A 16,656-nucleotide genomic window follows, 5' to 3' on the forward strand; every position below is an offset into this window, starting at 1 on the left:
AGACCGTGCGCAAATAAGTGGCGGCCAAAATCCATTTCGAGATTGTTTCGCCCGCGGGGGTCTCCCGTTCGGGCGAGGTGGACATGGTCGTGTTGCCCACCACGACCGGAGAAATCGGCGTGCTGCCCCACCACGAGCCGGTCATGACAATGCTCGAGCCAGGGGAAATGGCAGTCACTCACGATGGCAAGACGACTTACGCGGCCCTGGGCGAAGGGTTCGCGCAGATCACGCCGGGACGTATTTCCATTCTCACAGACATGGTTGCCGGCGAAGGCGAGATCGACGAGGATGCCGTGGCCAAAGCCGTCGAGCGCGCCCAGACTGCGTTGGCCAATGCCGCCAATCTGAGCGACGAAGAAGCATCCGCGCTCGAAGCCGGCCTCAAGCGCAACCTCGCCATGCTCGGCGTCAAACGCCGGCGGCGCTCGGCCTGAGTTCTACTTTTCTCCCGGATCTTTCCCCTCGGCGTCGCGCTGCCGCCCGCCGGGGTCAGTCGTGCGATCGCAAGCGCCAGAATCGTCGTTGCTCGCTCGCAACGGGAACATCCAGTTCCGCCGTCACGCCGTCTCCGCGGATGTTTTCCAGCCCTGCCAAGGTGCTCCAAGCGGCGAGGTCCGTGCTTGATTCGACAGCGTAGCGGCGGCCCGGACGCAGGGTCGCGCGGAGCGACCAAGTTCCGCCCGGTGCCGATGGAAGGACCGACACTGCGTCGCGTCGCGCGGCCAGATCGAGCGCCCAATCGGAAAGCGCACGCCATTTGGGTGCATCGGCCGCCGGTTGCTGCTGGTGTTCGATAACGCCCCAACTTCCCCATTGCGACCAGCCGCTGACATGGGAGAAGTTGACGAACAGATCCACTCCCTCGCTTTCAAGCGCGACCAGATATTCGCGGTAGCGCTCCTGCATGCGGGCATCGCGGTTGGCTGCGTGGAGGATGCCCGTCAGCGTGGCATTGTTCTCCGCTCCGGCTATGCCAACGAAGTGCTGACCGCCTTCGTAGCATACCAGTCGCCAGCCGCGCTCGTCGGCAAGTTGCCGGTGCTCTTTGGTCCATGCTGTCGCCTCGGCGATCGCGGCCTGTGAGAGTGTGGTGACAACTTGTGCTGCGGTCGGCACTGCATCCCCCGGTTCGTAATTCACCCCGAAGTAAGGTGCGATGGCCAGCGCGTCAGGTTGCGTGCCCGAGGCGTTGATGGCCGGATTTGCCATGGCGTCGATGCGTGTCTGCGTGACACCGCCGGCACCCGCAGCCTGGGTGGCGAGCACGTTGACAACGCGGTGGCGGTTGGCGGTGCCGAACTCCTGCCCGAAAATGGCGAAAATTTCCGCCGAGCGACGGGCGACGAATTTCTGTCCGGCCTGCCAGCGGTCCGGGTCGAGGCCGAGTTCTTTCCCGCGATCTTGAATATAGGTGGTCTGCATGAAACCGCCGTTCCATGTTTCGTTGGAATACTCGACATAAAGCTCGAGATCGGGATCGAGTGCATCGCGATAGAGTCTTGCTGTCTCGCGCACGTAATTGTCGTCCGCAGCATGGGGAATGCAGATCCAGGGGTCTTTGTGCGTCTGGTTGGCCAGGGCAATGACGTATTCGTGAGCTACGCCCTCGCGCCGCGTCTGCGTGCAGGTTGCTGCGGTGGTGCGCTGCGCCCAGTCGCTCAAAGGGGTGACATTCTCCCAAGGCAGAAGATTCGTTTGCATCCAGTCCATGAAACGGAGGCAACGGTAGGGGGCCAGCGAGGCGATAAAATCGAGGTGGAACGGTTCTGCGGCAAGTTTGGTGTCCTGTCCCGGGGCGATGATCTCGATATTGCGCACGGGGTTGGATCCCGATGATTCGCGAACCTCGAGGTAGAGCATGTTGTCGGCAAGTGTCGGGCTGAAGGTGAAAGTGCGCACGGTCGTGCCGCCTGCTGCCGTGACGGTCTGGCGGGCGCCTCCGTTCGGGGGAATCAGATCGACCCTCCCGACACCTTGCAGGCGCACAGTGTAGATCCCGGGGCCGTAAAGCGGCAGGAGGGTGTGCAATATCTGAGGACTGCCGCCGGCTGGCGTGAACGGAACTGCCAGGGGCCAACCGTTTGCATCGGTTAGAGGCGTCTGGTTGCTTTCCCACTCGCTGCCGGATGCACTGCGGGTCATCCACGTGCGGGCCAACTTGAAGCAGTCTTTGAAAACCCACGCCGTGGTCCAGTCGGTGAGCGCATCGAGGTTGCCGCCCAGATCCATGCGGGGCGCCGGTTTCGGCAGGAAGTTGGCTACGACCGAAAGATCCGAGTTCATCGTCACCGAAAGCGGATTGGTTTCGCCTGTGGCATCTCCCGTCCAACCGCTGAAAGTGTAACCGGCCGCGGGTGTGGCAGTGACTTGCACGACTTGCCCGGCTTCGAAAGTGCTCCCGGACGGCGCTGTGGACGCGGATCCGCCCGCGGTGGCCGTGAGGTTCAGTGTGTAAGTCTGGACTGGGGAGCGGATCGAAAATGCCGTGAGAGATGCGGCATGGCCCGTGTAGCGCGCAGAAAACGGATAAATGCGAAACTCGACGCTGCCCGACAGATTTCCGTATCCCGTGGCGGGAATGAGAAAGGAGAAGTCGTCGGTTGCCGTGTTGGAATTATCCAGCAAGGGCGTGGCAAAGACCGGTGAAGTGAAGTTGTCCACGCTCGTGAACACCGCGTATTGAAGTGGAGAATGCCAATTCTCGCGCCGGATGGTGAAAGCGACACGATTGGAGTTCAGGTTCAGCGTCTGGCTCGATGAAGCAACCCGCACGGAAAGAAACGCGCTGTTGGCGCGCGCTTGCGCCAGGGTGCTGAGGTTGGCATCGCTCGAAACCGAAAAAGCGAGGCGGTTATCTCCGGTTGCTGGTGTTATGCCGGCACCGGCTGTCCAACCTTGTGTCGTCAGGCCGGATTCCATGACGGATGTCTTTGTCCAGGGAAGGTTCAGCGCCGGGCTGACTCCGGTGAAATCGAATGCGATACGTTCGCCTTGCGCGCGCAGCGTGGAGACGGCGGCAAACATCACAAGGAATGTTGTCCGGGCATGTTTGAACATGCGGCAATTCAAACGCTCGTTTGAATTGTGGGCAAGACTTTTTTGCGGCCTTGGATGCCTTGGGCTCGCCTGGCGGGTCACAAGTGTCCCGGACTCGCTCTCGGTGTGGCTGTGAGCAGCAAGTAGTCAGGATTTTCTTTGGCTGCTTTTGCGCCGAACGCTAGTGTCCGGTCAACGGGATGCAACACGCGGATCACTCCGGGCTTTTGGTATGCCTCGGGGCTGTTTTTGCGGGCATGTTTTGCAGACGAGGCGCCGCGCCTGGCATCCGGATGCACAGGCCGTGTTCTTCGCAGTTGGCGACCGGCGCACGTATCAGCGTGATCGCGACTCTCCTTTGGTTTTCTTCCGTCTTTGCCTCCGAGGTCCAGAAACACGGGCTGAGCTTCGAGCACTGGGTGGCCGACGTTTTCTTCGGCGGATATCGCCCGCAGGGTCCGATCGCCAAATGGGACATTCCGGCATCGGCAAACACCGAGCACGGGGGTGTTCCTGTCAATCCCAAGGCCACGAAGTTCGGCCAACCGGTCGGGATGGGCGACGCCTTGAGGCAATACGACATCGATGAACCTTTCCTCCTTATCGTGGGGTTTTGGGAGCAATCGGGGGACGAAAAGAAATTCGTGCAATCGCTGGTCGCGCATGTCACGCCCCAGCAGTGGCGAAATCTGTGGTCGCCGGTGAAGCGCGCCGACCTCGAGACTCTGGATAAGCTGGTAAGGGACACATCCATGCCCATCGCCGAGGTGCGCAGGGAGGTTCTCCGGCGGAAGAAGGAGCCGCCATTTTCGGAGTCGGTGATCCAGATCAACCCGAAAATCGACAAGTCGCAGCGCCGCCTGCAATGCAGCATTTCCTATGAGCGGTTGTTCAAAAATCTCGCGCCGGGATCCGACGGGAGTCGGCTGGAGTCCGCGGAAATTTTCGGCCGTGTTATCGCTGGCATCGCGACTTCACCGCCGCGGGATCTGCCGTGAAGATCCGGTTTTACCTCGAGGATTTGCTGACGCCCCTGACCACGGCATCGGCAAGACGCTGACGGTAGCCCGCGGAGCGGATGCGCCGCGCTTCCGTCGGATTCGAAAGGAAGCCGAGTTCCACCAAAACGGCAGGCCTCGCATTGTTGCGCAGCACATGGAAGCGCGCAGTTTTCACGCCGCGATTGTAGGAGATGCGGGCCAGTTCGCGCTGGATATGGGCGGCAAGGGGATACGAACGGGAGTTGAAATAGTAAGTCTCCGTCCCGTTCGGCGCGGAACGCGGGGCGTCATTGTAGTGCACGCTGACGAAGATTGCGCCCCGTTGGCGGTTGGAAATCGCCGCGCGCGTCGGCAGGGGAACAAAGTAATCTCCTTTGCGCGTCATGATCACGCGGTATCCCTTCGAGCGGAGCCCGCGCTCGATCCGCTTGGCTGTGTCGAGGGTGTATTTTTTCTCCAGTGAGCCATCAACGCCCCGCGCACCCTTGTCGATGCCGCCGTGGCCCGCATCAACGACCACAGTGCGGAAGCCTCCGATGTGCCCGCCGCCGGCGCACCCGGCGAGAACGGACGCCAGCAAAACGGCAACCAGCGGTTTCAGGACTCGGCGCATCGGCGAACCGTAAAAAACAAGGCCCGCCGTGGCAACGCTATATCTGTGGATTGCGCCGAATCTCCCGTGAGGGCATCCTCGCCGCGTGCTGACAAAAAGAATCATCCCCTGCCTTGACGTGACCGGCGGGAGAGTCGTGAAAGGAACGAAATTTCTAGAACTCCGCGATGCGGGCGATCCGGTCGAGTGCGCCAAGGCCTACGATGCGCAGGGCGCGGACGAGTTGGTGTTTCTCGACATCACCGCATCGTCGGATGACCGTGCCACAATGGTCGATGTGGTCGAGCGGACCGCGTCCGAGTGCTTCATGCCGCTCACTGTGGGTGGCGGAATCCGCTCGGTCGAGGATATGAAAATCATGCTGCTTGCCGGTGCGGACAAAGTCAGCGTGAACACCTCGGCCATCCAGCGTCCTGAGTTGGTGCGGGAAGGCGCGGAACGGTTCGGATCGCAATGCATCGTGGTGGCGATCGACGCACGGCGGCGTCCCGGGGGTGGGTGGACTGTTTACACGCACGGTGGCCGGAATCCGACGGATCTCGAGGCCGTGGCCTGGGCCAAGCGCGTCGCCGACCTCGGCGCGGGCGAAATTCTGCTCACCAGCATGGATGCCGACGGAACCAAGGAGGGTTATGACATGGACTTGGTGCGGTCCGTGAGCCAAGCGGTGAGCATTCCCGTGATTGCCAGCGGGGGTGCGGGAAAGCTCGAACACATGGCCGACGTTTTGCTCCAAGCGGGAGCGGATGCCGTCCTAGCCGCCAGCATTTTCCATTTCGGCGAATACACGGTGGGCGATGTGAAAAAATTTCTCGCGGCGAGAGGGGTTCCGGTCCGTTTGGCCGAGTCCGCGTCCCGCTGAGGGAATTCAGCCTCCCGCCAACATCCGCCACACGAAAGCGACGGAACTGCACGCGACAAAGCCGAGCGCCAGCGGTAGAGCTGCGGAGAGGAAGGTCCAGCGCCAGCTGCCGGTTTCCTTGTAAATTGTATAAAGCGTGGTGGAGCACGGGTTGTGCAGGAGGCTGAAGAGCATGAGGCAGATGGCTGTGAGCGTTGTCCATCCCGCCGCGGTCAGAAGTCCGTGCAAAATGTGGTCCTCGGTCTCGAACATGACTCCCGCTCCGGGGGCCCCGGTCACGTCGGATCCGGTGAGCAGAACCGTCAGCATCAGTATGGTCGGTATGACAATCTCATTGGCCGGAATCGCGACGATGTAAGCGACGAGAATGACGCCGGTGAGTCCCATGATCCACGCCAGCGGATCGAGTCCGGCGACCATCCACCACGCGAGGCTGTGTCCGCCCGCGTTTATATTGGCGATGAGCCAGATGACGGCGCCGGCCGGGACGGCGAACACGACGGCGCGCCAAAGGACGAAAAGCGTGCGGTCGATGAGCGAGGTGTAGAGGGCCCGCAGGATATTCGGAGGACGGTAGGGCGGGAGTTCGAGGCTGAACGAGGAGGCTTCGCCCTGGAGCAAGGTGCGGGAGAGCAGCCACGATGCACCGAGCGCGCAAGCGAACCCGAGCACGGCCACGGAGAAGACGGCTCCGGCCGCGACAAGACCGGCGACGGCCGGTGGAGCCAGCGCGCCGACGAAGACGGTGGCCATGAGGATTTGCGTGGGCCATCGCCCGTTGCAGAGCGAGAAGTTGTTGGTGAGAATGGCGATGAGTCGTTCGCGCGGCGAATCGATGATACGCGTGGCCACGACACCCGCCGCGTTGCAACCGAGCCCCATGGTCATCGTCAGCGCCTGTTTGCCGTGAGCGCCGGCTTTTTGAAATATGCGGTCGAGGTTGAACGCGACGCGCGGGAGGTAGCCGAAGTCTTCAAGCAGAGTGAAGAGCGGAAAGAAAATCGCCATAGGCGGCAACATGACGCTCACGACCCACGCGCCGGATAGATACATGCCGTCGATGAGGAGTCCGGCGAGCCAAGGCCAGAAACCAAGCGCGAGCGCCCGGGCTTTGAGCCACGGGTGGAGCGTATCGACGAGCAGGGACGCAAGCGCTCCCGATGGAACGTTTGCGCCTTCGATGGTGATCCACAGGACGAGTGCGAACAGCAGGGCCATGGCCGGGATGCCGGTCCAGCGCCCGGTGAGAGCACGATCGAGTCTGCGCTGCCACCCGATGCGAGAGGCATCGCCCGTCGCCCGCACGTGGCGTGAGGCGAGAGCGGACGCCGCGCGACTGACTTCCCCGGCGATCTCGTCCTGGAAATGCGGACTCAGCTGCCAGCGCAGTTCCTCGGCTTCGCGTAGGATGTCAGCAGGATCGCTCATGCAGCATTGCGGGATTGCTCGAACTCGCCTTTCTGCAGGGCGGTGGCGATGCGCGGGTCGCCCTCCAGCAGGCGAAGCGCGATCCACTCGGGATTGTCGAGGTGCGGGTAAGCGGCGCGCAGGCGGCCGGAAAGTCTGGCCACCGGTTCGCGCAGCCCGTCCGGCATGGCCTCAGGCCCGCGTGGACGTGCGGCGAGTGCGCCGGTGGCGACATCACGGATGGCGACGAGAAGATCGTCGAGTCCTTCGCCGATCCGGGCGGCCGTGGCGGCGACGGGAATGCCCAGTTCGCGGGCGATGCCGCGCGCATCGATCTCGAGTCCGTGCGCGCGGGCCTCGTCGATGAGGTTGAGGCAGAGCACGACGCGTCCGGTGATTTGCAGGATCTGCAAAAGGAGGGCGAGATTGCGTTCGAGGCAGGTGGCGTCGGCCACGACGAGCGTGACATCGGGGCGGCCGAAGAGAAGAAATTCGCGCGTCACTTCCTCGTCGGGCGTGGTGCCAAGCAGCGAGTAGGTGCCCGGCAGGTCCACGACTTTGTAACGCTTTCCGTCGAGGTCGAAGGCACCCTCGGCGCGCGACACGGTTTTGCCCGGCCAATTGCCGGTGTGCTGGCGCAGCCCGGTCAGCAGGTTGAAGACTGTGCTCTTGCCCACGTTGGGATTGCCGGCCAAGGCAACGACAAAATCCCAGCGTCCGAGCCGGAGTCCGAGTCGCCGTAGTTCCGCTTTGTTGGCGGCGCAGGTCTCGCAGGTCGATGGCGGGCAGTTCGACACCGTTCAGGCCTCCACGAAAATGCGGTCCGATTGCTCTTTGCGCAGGGCGATGGTCGCCCCGCGGACGCGGTAAGCCGTGGGGCTCCCGAGCATGCTGTCGAAGTCGCGCTCCACGAGCGTGCCGGGAACGAGCCCGAGGTCGAGAAGGCGGCGGCGTTCGCCTCCGATGATGGACGGGGAAAGTCCGACAACCTTGGCCGCTTCGCCGGTGCGCAACGAGGACAGCGCGCGCATGGGTGGCGGAGGCGCGCAAGGCTCGACCTGGATGGCACCCGCCACGTCGAGCGGCAGATCGCACTCGCGGTCCTCGATGCGCAGCCGAAGCAACCCCGGGGTGCGTGCGATCAAATGCAGGCGTGCTCCGGCCACGATGCCGAGGGCGGCCGCGCGGCGGTAAAATCCCTCGGGTTCGTCTTCGAGGTGAGTGACGACAACATTGCTTCCTGCGCTTGCGGCGTCCAACGGTTCTCCCCGGCGCGGCGGCAGCGTGCCTTCGCGCGTGGGGATGGGATCGCCGTGGGGGTCGTAGCGCGGGCGGCCGAGTCGGTCGGCGAGCGCATCGACGTCGCGCGCGGAAAGTCGATGCTCCGCGTGGTCCGCGTGGCGGTGCCACTTGTCGCTCGTCACCCCCGTTTGGTGGGCGAGGTAGGTTTCGTAGATGCGGTGGGCACGCACGATGCGCCGCGCCTGTTCGCGTCCGGCTTCGGTGAGTTGCAGGCCCGCGGCCGAGGAAACCGCGAGCCCGGCGCCGGAGAGTTCGCCTGCGAGTTCGGCGGCGCGCTCGAGGGAAAGTCCGGTTGCGCCGGCGAGGCTTGCGTTGGTGGCGTGTGTGCCACCGTATTCGGACTCGTGCAGATGCTTGAGCGCATGCTGCAGGTGCGGCGAGTGGGGTTTGGTATCCTCACGTTTGGCGCCCATGGCACTCACAATACGGTCGCGGCGCCCGCGAGGCAACGCGATGCACCGCAGCTTCGGCCGGTCCTATCTTGTCGCGTCCGGCGATGGCGGGGGTGCGGGCAACGGGAGCGGCGCGGGGGGCAACATCTGCACCTGGCGGTCGCGACGGGGCAGCCTGATGGTCAGCCGCAGTCCCCTGCCGGGATCGCTCTCCAGCACAACTTCGCCGCCATGTGCGCGGACGATGCGCTGGGTGATCATGAGGCCGAGGCCGCTGCCTGTTTTTTTTGTCGTGAAGTAGGGCTCGAATACGCGGGCCATGGCCTCCTGCGTCATGCCTCCTCCGGTGTCGGCAAAGGTGACGTTGACCCACTCGCCGTCGGAGCCGGTGCGGATTTTCAGCAAACCGCCCTGCTTCATCGCTTCGCTGGCGTTTTTGATGATGTTGTAGAACGCCTGCTTGAGTTGGTCCTGGTCAACGTCGAGAACCGGGAGTCCGGGTGCGAGGTCGAGTTCGAGGAGGACATTGCGCGATTTGAGTTCGGGGGCGAGGAAGGCGGCGGCATCGCGCACGAGCGAGTTGAGGTCGTTCGGCGCGCGCTGCAAAGGGGCGGGGCGGATGGCGCGGAGGAATTGGGTGACGATGCTGTCGAGGCGTTTGATTTCCTCCTGGGCGACGGACAGCGGTTGGGTGAACTGTGCTCGTTCTTCTTCGGGTATTTTTCGCAGGCGGCGTTCGAGGAGTTGGAGGTGGATGGTCAGGGAATTGAGCGGGTTGCCGATTTCATGGGCGACGCCGGCGGCAAGAAGTTGCAAGGCGGCTATGCGCTCGCTCTCGAGGGTTTCCTGCGCCGCGCGGTGGCGCTCGGTGAAATCCCGCATGATCAACGCGTAGCCGACGTGCTGGCGGTCTCCTGGTCTGTCGTCGTCCTCGGCCATGAGCGGGACGACGTAAAAATTGAGGATGCGGTGGCCGGGATGAAAGACCTCGATGTCGCGGGTGACGACTTCGCGGCCCTGTGCGAGTTCTTTCCAGCGCAGACCGCTGATGTTTTCCGCGAGGGGGCGACCGAGTGCCGCGGCAGGGTCGAGTCCGAAGAGCATGCCCGCCGCATCGTTCATGTAGATGACCGTGCCGGCGGTGTCGGTCACGATGACGCCTTCCCTGATGGCGTTGAAGATGGTTTCGAGGAAACGCTTGTCGCGGGCGAGTTCGACGAAAAACGCCTCGACTTCCTCCGGCTGGATGCGGCGGAGGCGGGCGAGGATTTTGTCGAGGAAAGCGCGTTTCATGCCACGCGGGATTTTTCGTCGAGATCGATGCCGAGCAAACCGGCCAGTTCGTCAACGCGCCGGGCGAACAGAGCGAGGGCCGCTTCGACGGGGGCGGGGGAGGTCATGTCCACGCCGGCGGCTTGGAGCGTCTCGATCGGGTATTGCTTGCCGCCGGACTGGAGGAAGCCCAGATAGCGTGTCGGATCGCCGGTTTCGAGGACTTGCCGCGAGAGGGCAATGGCGGCGCTCATCCCGGTGGAATATTGGTAAACGTAGAACGCGCTGTAGAAATGAGGAATGCGCAGGCACTCGAGGTCGAGCTGCGGATCGAGGGTGAAGTCCGGGCCGAAATACGCGACGAGAAGTTCGTGATAGATCTTGGTGAGCGTGTCGAGTGTCAGGGCCTCGCCTGCCTCCTGCCGCTCGTGGATGATCTTCTCGAATTCCGCGAACATGGTTTGCCGGTAAATCGTGCCCCGCAGGTCGTCGATCTGTCGGTTGAGGAGATACGCTTTCATTTGCGGATCGTCCGTCTGACCGAGCAGGTGATGGGTCAGCAGTTCCTCGTTGAAGGTCGAGGCGACCTCGGCAAGGAAGATCGGGTAATGGTGATCCTGGAAAGTCTGGTGCCTCTGGGCATACCACGTGTGCATGGAGTGTCCAGCTTCGTGGGCGAGCGTGAACATGTCGGCGAAGACATCCGGTTTGTAATTCATAAGGATGTAGGGCGGGGACCCGTAACATCCGCTGGAGAAGGCGCCGCTGCGTTTGCCTTTCGACTCGTAGCGGTCGCACCAGCGGCCGCGCAGTCCTGCCTCGAGTTCGCGCGCGTATTCCGCGCCGAGCGGTGCAACGGCCGCGATGGTGCGGTCGATGGCTTCATCGAAAGTCAGGTGCGTGGTGATTTTCGGAACGATCGGAACATAGGTGTCGTAATGATGGATCTCGTCGATGCCGAGAGCGCGGCGGCGGAGTTCGTAGTAGCGGCAGAGCGGGGCGAGATTGGCGCGGACTGTCGAGATGAGGTTGTCATAGACAGCCGTCGGGATGTTGTTGCGGAAGAGGGCGGCGGCAAGGGCGGACGGATAGTTGCGCGCCTTGGCTTGGAAGACATCGGTGCGGACGGAGCTGGCAAGCGTGCTGGCGAGCGTGAATTTATGGTCGGAGAACTCCTCGTAAAATTGGTGGAACGCGCGCCGGCGCAGGTCGCGGTCGGGTCTGACCAGAAACGAGCTGAAACTGCTCTGGCTGAGTTCGACCTGTTGCCCCCGCGCATCGGTGATGAGGCCGAACTTGAGGTCGACATTGGTGAGCTGGGAAAAGGTTTCTTCGTGTCCGGCCAAGGGTTGCGAACTCATGGCGAGGAGGCGCTCTTCGTTTTCCGCGAGGGTGTGCGGTTTGAAGCGGCGCAAACGTTCAAGCACCGTGCGCCAAGGGGCGAGTTCGGGCGCGGCCGCGAGCGTGGCGAAGCGCTCGTCGGGAATGGCCATCAACTCGGGGCTGATGAAAGAGCACTTCTCCACGATGTCGGTATGGAGGTTTTGCAGGCGCGCCTCGCGTTCGAGAAAAACCGGATCCGAGGCGTTTTCGCTGACGCGCAGGCTGGCGTAGGTGGCGAGGCGCTCGAGGGGCTGGTCGATGCTCTTTTCGAATTCAAGCGCGGCCAGAAGCGAGGCGGGGGACCCGGCCAGATGGCCGCGGAATCGGGCGATCTGCGGATAGCGCTGCTGCAGATCCGCGAACTCTTTTTCCCACGCGGTGTCGTCGGCGTAGAGATGCGCGAGATCCCAGCGGTCGGTTTCCGGGATTTCGTCCCGGGTGGGGACGCGTTTGACGGCGGGTTCGGTGGAGCGGGCTGACATGGTCGGTGATTTTGGGCGGGTCAGAATTCCGAGCAATTGAAAACAATTCGGTAGCCGCAGGTTGCGCTGCGGCAGACAACTTTGCATTTTTCCGAGATCAGCGTCGCGCCGCAGACCGGGCACACGGTGTCCGGATTGCCGGCGGCGGGATTGACCGGGTTTGCGACGGCGCGCAGGGCGGCGGCGAGGGTGCGCACCACCTCCGAATCGTGGGCGGCGGACAGGCTGACGCGCAGGCGCGAGGTTCCGTTCGGCACGGTGGGCGGCCTGATGGCCGGCACGTGAAACCCCAGCTGTGCCATTTGTTCCGAGGCGCGGAGCGTGTCGTCTTCCGCGCCGATGGTCAAGGGATGGATGGCCGCGGCCGGTGCGGGGTCAAAGTGCGCGGCCAGTTCGCGCAGTTTGGCGCGGCGTTTGTCGCCTTCGGGTCCGGAGCTGATGTCGAGTGCGGCGGAAGCTGCGGCGGCGGTCGAGGCCGGGGCTGCGGTGGAGAAGATGAAGCTGCGCGCACGGTTGACGAGGAAATCGACGAGTGCGCGCGAGCCGGCGATGTAACCGCCGGAACTGCCGAGGGCTTTGCCCAGCGTTCCCATTTGCACTTCGATGCGGTTGGAAAGTCCGAGTTTGTCGGCGAGACCGCGTCCGCCGCGTCCCAGAACACCGGTGGCGTGGGCTTCGTCGAGAATAAGGGTGGCGCCGTAGCGGTCTTTCAAATCGACGATGTCGCGCAGCGGCGCAAGATCGCCGTCCATGCTGAAGACAGATTCCGTGACGATGAAAACGCGGGCTTGCGGATGCTTTTCGCGCGCCCACCTGAGATGATGGTCGAGGTGGTCCGCGTCGTTGTGGTGGAAAGGGCGCAGTGCCGCACCGCTCAGGCGCGCGCCATCGACGAGACAGGCATGGCTCAATTTGTCCAGGAGGACGACATCGTCTTTGCCGGCCAGCGCCTGCAATGTGCCGATGCTCGCCGCGTAGCCGTTGCTGAAAACGAGTGCCGAGGCGGTGCTTTTGAAGGACGCAATTTTTTCTTCCAGATCGCAGTGGGGCTTTTGCGTGCCGGTGACAAGACGCGAAGCCCCGGTGCCGGCACCGAATTCGCGCGTGGCTTCGAGGGCGGCGCCGATGACATCGGGATGAGCGGCGAGGCCGAGGTAGTCGTTGGAGGCGAAATTGTGCAGCGTTTTTCCCCCGAAGCGCACGAGCGGGCCGGCGGGCAGATCGGAAACGCGGAGCCGGCGAAGTCTATGCCGCGTCTCGAGATCGGCGAGGGATTGTTGCAGGAATTCTTCGAACATCGCGGATTCGGGATTCTTAACTGCGGCGCGCGCAGAGTCCACCGAGGAGAATTTTGACGGCATGGATCGCTCATGATAGGTGCATGTAGCATGAAGTCGGCGGTCGTGGCTGACCTGCGCAACAATTTCGCGGGCATTTCGCGGTGGAGCGAGGCGGGCGAGGAGCTGGAGATCACCAAGCGGGGGCGAAAATTCGCGCGACCGGTCCCGGCGTCGCTCCCCGTGGGCGGGTCGATTGCGAAATGGCCAGATCTCTCGGCCTGGCGGAGGCGTGTTTTTCCGAAGGGTTCGGGGCCGGCCCCGGCCGAGGAAATCGTGAGCTACGAACGCGGCGAGTCATGAGCCTTGCCTACGCGGATTCCCCGATCGTCGTCAAAAGATACCTCGATGAGCCCGGTTCGGACGAGGCGGAAGACGTTTTGCGGGGCTTGGGCATCCCGCTGGCTTTTACCCCGCTCCACGAGGTCGAGGTTCCCAACGCGTTTTATTTGAAAAGATTCCGGGGCGAAATCACGGCGGTGCAGGAGAGTGCCGTTTTGGCCGAATTGTGCAGCGACTTGCGCCGGGGTTTGCTCAGGCGGCCGGATTTCCTTGATTTGCAGAAAGTTTTTATTCGCGCCGCGGTGCTGGCGGAAAACAGCGCCAGCGCAAAGTTGCGGCGTCCGAGGGGTTGCGGGTCATGCCGCGGACTTTGAAGAGGAAGGTTTGATCACCGGGTTTCCGGGCGTCACATTCGCAGCCATGCTTCACCTGCCGGATCCGGTCCATCCCTTCGCGGTGCACTTTCCCGTGGCGTTCCTTCTGCTGGGGACGGTCGCGGTTGTGTCGTCGCTGCTCTGGCCGAACCGCTACATTGTGCGTCTCGCATTGCTTTGCATGTTGCTCGGTGCGCTGGGGGGGACGTGGGCGCACCGCACAGGTGCGGAGGAGGCGGCGGCGATCCGTTATGTCGGCGAATCGACGGCTCTGGCAGTGCAGGAGCACAAGAACGCCTCCGACCTCATGCTGGCGGCTTCGTGGATCGCGGCAGTCGCGGCTGCGGTGGTGTTTTTCAGCAATTTGATCCCGGGTGTGTCCTTGCTGGCGCGTTTGGTGGCGGTGGCCGCATGCCTGTTCATGCTTTGGACCTTGCAGGCCGCGCATCACACGGGGATGGTCCTGACGCACGAGCACTTTTTCGGCCCGAATGCGCCGAAGCCTCTGCCGGGCACCGAACAGGTGATCCGGCTGAAGGTCCAGTGATTGCTCGGTGGCTTCCGAAGCGGCCGGCTCTTTTTTGGGGGGTGCGTCCGGTATTCCCTGCGACCAGCTTTGATTTTTGCGCGTTTCCTTGCGGCGCGGGAAACGCTAGAACCGCCGCATGCAAAAAGTGAAGGCAGCCATTGTCGGCGCGAGCGGCTACTCCGGCGAGGAGTTGGTCGCCTTGCTTGCGCGGCATCCGCGGGTCGGGGTCGTGGCGGTGACGTCACGGCAGTCGGCGGGCCGGACTTTGGCGGAAGTCTTTCCGAGAATGGCCGGTTCGGACATTGCCGCCATGAGATTTGTCGAGCCTTCGGTCGAGGCGCTGAAAAAATCCGGCGCGACGACGGTATTCCTCGCATTGCCGCACGGACTGGCGGCGGAGTTTGCCGCGCCTTTGCGGTCGGCCGGAATCCAAGTGGTCGATCTCAGCGCGGACTTCCGGCTCAAGTCGGCCGAGGTCTTTGCGGAGTTTTACGGCGGGAAGCATCCGGCGCCGGAGTTGTTGGCGGAATCGGTCTATGCGCTGCCGGAGATTTGCGGTGAGAAAGCGCTCAAAGACGCCGGCTTGCTCGCGTGCCCGGGGTGTTATCCGACGAGCATTTTGGTCCCGCTTGTTCCGCTCTTGCGGCGGAAGCTGCTCGATGCGTCCTCGATCGTGATCAACAGCCTCAGCGGTGTGAGCGGCGCGGGTCGGAAGGCCGAGGTTTCCTACCTTTTTGCGGAATGCAACGAAAGCCTGCGTGCTTACGGTGTGCCGAAGCACCGGCATCTTTCCGAGATCGAGCAGGAGCTTGCCCTTGCCGCCGGCTCTGCCGTCACTGTCAGTTTCACACCGCACCTCGTGCCCGTGACACGGGGTATGATCTCGACGATCGTCGTCCCGCCGGACAACGGCGCTGATGCCGGCGCGGTTGAAAAAGCTTGGGCTGAGGACTACGCCGGGAGGCCTTTCATCCGCATGGTGCCGCATCTGCCGGACTCCAAACACGTCGCGGGAACGAACTTCGTTGATATCGCGGTGCGTCACGATCCGCGCACCGGCCGGTTGCTGCTCTTCAGCGCGCTGGACAATCTCGGCAAAGGCGCCGCAGGACAGGCCGTGCAGGCATTCAACATGTCGCAAGCATGGGACGAAAGGACGGGCTTGCTGTGAGTTCGATCAAAGCGATCAAAGGCGGTGTGACCGCAGCCAAAGGCTTTCGCGCATCCGCGGTTTTTGCCGGCATCAAAGCCACGAACAAGGGGCGCGACGACATGGCGCTCGTCGCATCGGAAGTGCCCTCGGTCGGCGCCGGAGTTTTTACCACCAACCGCGTCAAGGCGGCCCCTGTCCGCGTGTCGATGGCGCATCTGCGCTCGCCTTCCACCTGCGCCGTTCTTCTCAACAGCGGCAACGCCAATGCTTGCACCGGGCCGTGCGGGATCGCCGCGGCAAAATCTCTCGCCTCCTCGATGGCGGAAGCGCTCGACTGCGGCGTGCGCCGCGTGCTCGTGTGCTCCACCGGGCGCATCGGTGTGGCGCTTCCGGTCGAAAAAATGTCGGCCAAGCTTCCGGAGTTGGCGGTGCGGCTCTCGGCCAAGGGCGGCCCATCGGCGGCGCGGGCCATCATGACCAGCGACAGTTTTCCCAAGGAATACGCGGTCGAGGTGCGCGGGCACGGCGGGACGTTCCGCATCGGCGGCATGGCCAAAGGCGCGGGTATGATCAATCCCAACATGGCCACCATGCTTTGCGTGATCACGACCGACGCGAAGATTTCCAAAGGCACGCTGCAAAACGCGCTGCACCATGCCGTGGAGCGCACGTTCAACCGCATCACGGTGGACGGCGACATGAGCACCAACGACACCGTGCTTGCGCTGGCCAACGGCGCATCCGGCGGAAGTTCGATCAAATCCGGCTCGCCCGAATACATGCTCTTCGTCGAGGCCCTCGGCGAGGTCTGCCTGCGGCTGGCGCACATGATTGTCGAGGACGGTGAAGGCGTGTCGAAGTTTGTCACCGTCCAGGTGCGCGGGGCCTCCAGCCTGCAGGCCGCTCGCAAAGTCGCCGAGGCGGTCGCCAACTCGGTGCTCGTCAAATGTGCCTGGGCCGGCAACGACCCGAACTGGGGCCGCATCCTCGACGCCGCCGGTTACAGCGGCGTGCGCATCCGCGAGGAGCTGGTGGACATTTATTACGACGGCGTGGCCGCGGTCCGCGGAGGAACGGCGGCGCCGACACCCAAGGAAAAACTCGTCGAGGCGGTTTCGCGCAAAAAATTCACCGTCACCGTCGATCTCCACCAAGGACGCGCCTTCTACACGGTTTACACCACCGACCTGACGGAGAAATTCGTCGAACTCAATCTCAGCGAGTGACC

Annotated in this window: 14 protein-coding genes and 1 pseudogene; 8 read left to right on the forward strand and 7 right to left on the reverse strand. The window is 63.2% G+C overall.

The window, feature by feature from the left end; genetic code table 11:
* The first annotated feature begins 17 nt into the window (after window positions 1-17).
* The gene (atpC, locus tag FGM15_07915; GenBank protein ID MBU3665785.1) at window positions 18-437 is read left to right on the forward strand and encodes an ATP synthase F1 subunit epsilon; all 420 of its coding nucleotides are present in this window, start codon (window positions 18-20) and stop codon (window positions 435-437) included.
* A gap of 55 nt (window positions 438-492) precedes the next feature.
* Here the strand turns inward: atpC and FGM15_07920 are convergent, their stop codons facing one another.
* On the reverse strand, window positions 493-3,060 hold the full coding sequence (locus FGM15_07920; GenBank protein MBU3665786.1) for a hypothetical protein: 2,568 nt from the start codon (window positions 3,058-3,060) through the stop codon (window positions 493-495).
* Between the two features lie 320 nt (window positions 3,061-3,380).
* Here FGM15_07920 and FGM15_07925 point away from each other — a divergent pair, with 320 nt between their 5' ends.
* The gene (locus FGM15_07925) at window positions 3,381-4,037 is read left to right on the forward strand and encodes a hypothetical protein (protein MBU3665787.1); all 657 of its coding nucleotides are present in this window, start codon (window positions 3,381-3,383) and stop codon (window positions 4,035-4,037) included.
* Between the two features lie 10 nt (window positions 4,038-4,047).
* Here FGM15_07925 and FGM15_07930 read toward each other — a convergent pair whose 3' ends face one another.
* A complete protein-coding gene (locus FGM15_07930; GenBank protein MBU3665788.1) occupies window positions 4,048-4,758 on the reverse strand; it encodes an N-acetylmuramoyl-L-alanine amidase in 711 nt (236 codons plus the stop codon).
* On the opposite strand from FGM15_07930, the gene hisF reads away from it, so the two are divergent.
* Window positions 4,739-5,515, forward strand: a complete 777-nt coding sequence (hisF, locus tag FGM15_07935; protein ID MBU3665789.1) for an imidazole glycerol phosphate synthase subunit HisF — start codon at window positions 4,739-4,741, stop codon at window positions 5,513-5,515. The genes FGM15_07930 and hisF overlap by 20 nt on opposite strands.
* Window positions 5,516-5,521: 6 nt before the next feature.
* Here the strand turns inward: hisF and feoB are convergent.
* The 5 genes and pseudogenes from feoB to FGM15_07960 form a co-directional block, all read right to left on the reverse strand.
* Window positions 5,522-7,719 (reverse strand): annotated as a pseudogene (feoB, locus tag FGM15_07940) (ferrous iron transport protein B).
* Window positions 7,720-7,722: 3 nt separating this feature from the next.
* Window positions 7,723-8,637: a metal-dependent transcriptional regulator gene (locus FGM15_07945; GenBank protein ID MBU3665790.1), complete on the reverse strand. Its 915-nt coding sequence runs from the start codon at window positions 8,635-8,637 to the stop codon at window positions 7,723-7,725.
* A 63-nt stretch (window positions 8,638-8,700) separates the two neighbouring features.
* Window positions 8,701-9,909, reverse strand: a complete 1,209-nt coding sequence (locus tag FGM15_07950) for a PAS domain-containing protein (protein ID MBU3665791.1) — start codon at window positions 9,907-9,909, stop codon at window positions 8,701-8,703.
* A complete protein-coding gene (pepF, locus tag FGM15_07955) occupies window positions 9,906-11,753 on the reverse strand; it encodes an oligoendopeptidase F (GenBank protein ID MBU3665792.1) in 1,848 nt (615 codons plus the stop codon). The genes FGM15_07950 and pepF overlap by 4 nt, the downstream gene beginning before the upstream one ends.
* 20 nt (window positions 11,754-11,773) lie before the next feature.
* The gene (locus FGM15_07960; GenBank protein ID MBU3665793.1) at window positions 11,774-13,051 is read right to left on the reverse strand and encodes an 8-amino-7-oxononanoate synthase; all 1,278 of its coding nucleotides are present in this window, start codon (window positions 13,049-13,051) and stop codon (window positions 11,774-11,776) included.
* Window positions 13,052-13,141: 90 nt separating this feature from the next.
* Here FGM15_07960 and FGM15_07965 point away from each other — a divergent pair, with 90 nt between their 5' ends.
* The 5 genes from FGM15_07965 (at window position 13,142) to argJ (ending at window position 16,654) form a co-directional block, all read left to right on the forward strand.
* A complete protein-coding gene (locus FGM15_07965) occupies window positions 13,142-13,393 on the forward strand; it encodes a prevent-host-death protein (protein ID MBU3665794.1) in 252 nt (83 codons plus the stop codon).
* Entirely contained in the window at window positions 13,390-13,746 is a 357-nt protein-coding gene (locus FGM15_07970) for a type II toxin-antitoxin system VapC family toxin (GenBank protein ID MBU3665795.1), read from the forward strand. The genes FGM15_07965 and FGM15_07970 overlap by 4 nt, the downstream gene beginning before the upstream one ends.
* Before the next feature lie 46 nt (window positions 13,747-13,792).
* Window positions 13,793-14,293, forward strand: a complete 501-nt coding sequence (locus FGM15_07975; protein MBU3665796.1) for a hypothetical protein — start codon at window positions 13,793-13,795, stop codon at window positions 14,291-14,293.
* 118 nt (window positions 14,294-14,411) lie between these two features.
* Entirely contained in the window at window positions 14,412-15,446 is a 1,035-nt protein-coding gene (locus FGM15_07980) for an N-acetyl-gamma-glutamyl-phosphate reductase (protein ID MBU3665797.1), read from the forward strand.
* Window positions 15,419-16,654, forward strand: coding sequence for a bifunctional glutamate N-acetyltransferase/amino-acid acetyltransferase ArgJ (argJ, locus tag FGM15_07985; protein MBU3665798.1), 1,236 nt, complete (start codon window positions 15,419-15,421; stop codon window positions 16,652-16,654). Before FGM15_07980 ends, argJ begins: the two co-directional genes overlap by 28 nt.
* The last annotated feature ends 2 nt before the right edge of the window (window positions 16,655-16,656 follow it).

The organism is Chthoniobacterales bacterium (assembly GCA_018883245.1).
Classification (GTDB): Bacteria; Verrucomicrobiota; Verrucomicrobiia; order Chthoniobacterales; family JACTMZ01; genus JACTMZ01.

What these genes read in the sequence shown, in the direction of transcription:
- FGM15_07920 (MBU3665786.1), bottom strand. Translation starts at nt 3,060, where the DNA reads ATGTTCAAACATGCCCGGACAACATTCCTTGTGATGTTTGCCGCCGTC.
- FGM15_07930 (MBU3665788.1), bottom strand. Translation starts at nt 4,758, where the DNA reads ATGATTCTTTTTGTCAGCACGCGGCGAGGATGCCCTCACGGGAGATTC.
- FGM15_07945 (MBU3665790.1), bottom strand. Translation starts at nt 8,637, where the DNA reads ATGGGCGCCAAACGTGAGGATACCAAACCCCACTCGCCGCACCTGCAG.
- FGM15_07950 (MBU3665791.1), bottom strand. Translation starts at nt 9,909, where the DNA reads ATGAAACGCGCTTTCCTCGACAAAATCCTCGCCCGCCTCCGCCGCATC.
- pepF (MBU3665792.1), bottom strand. Translation starts at nt 11,753, where the DNA reads ATGTCAGCCCGCTCCACCGAACCCGCCGTCAAACGCGTCCCCACCCGG.
- FGM15_07960 (MBU3665793.1), bottom strand. Translation starts at nt 13,051, where the DNA reads ATGTTCGAAGAATTCCTGCAACAATCCCTCGCCGATCTCGAGACGCGG.
- FGM15_07965 (MBU3665794.1), top strand. Translation starts at nt 13,142, where the DNA reads ATGAAGTCGGCGGTCGTGGCTGACCTGCGCAACAATTTCGCGGGCATT.
- FGM15_07970 (MBU3665795.1), top strand. Translation starts at nt 13,390, where the DNA reads ATGAGCCTTGCCTACGCGGATTCCCCGATCGTCGTCAAAAGATACCTC.
- FGM15_07975 (MBU3665796.1), top strand. Translation starts at nt 13,793, where the DNA reads ATGCTTCACCTGCCGGATCCGGTCCATCCCTTCGCGGTGCACTTTCCC.
- FGM15_07980 (MBU3665797.1), top strand. Translation starts at nt 14,412, where the DNA reads ATGCAAAAAGTGAAGGCAGCCATTGTCGGCGCGAGCGGCTACTCCGGC.
- argJ (MBU3665798.1), top strand. Translation starts at nt 15,419, where the DNA reads ATGGGACGAAAGGACGGGCTTGCTGTGAGTTCGATCAAAGCGATCAAA.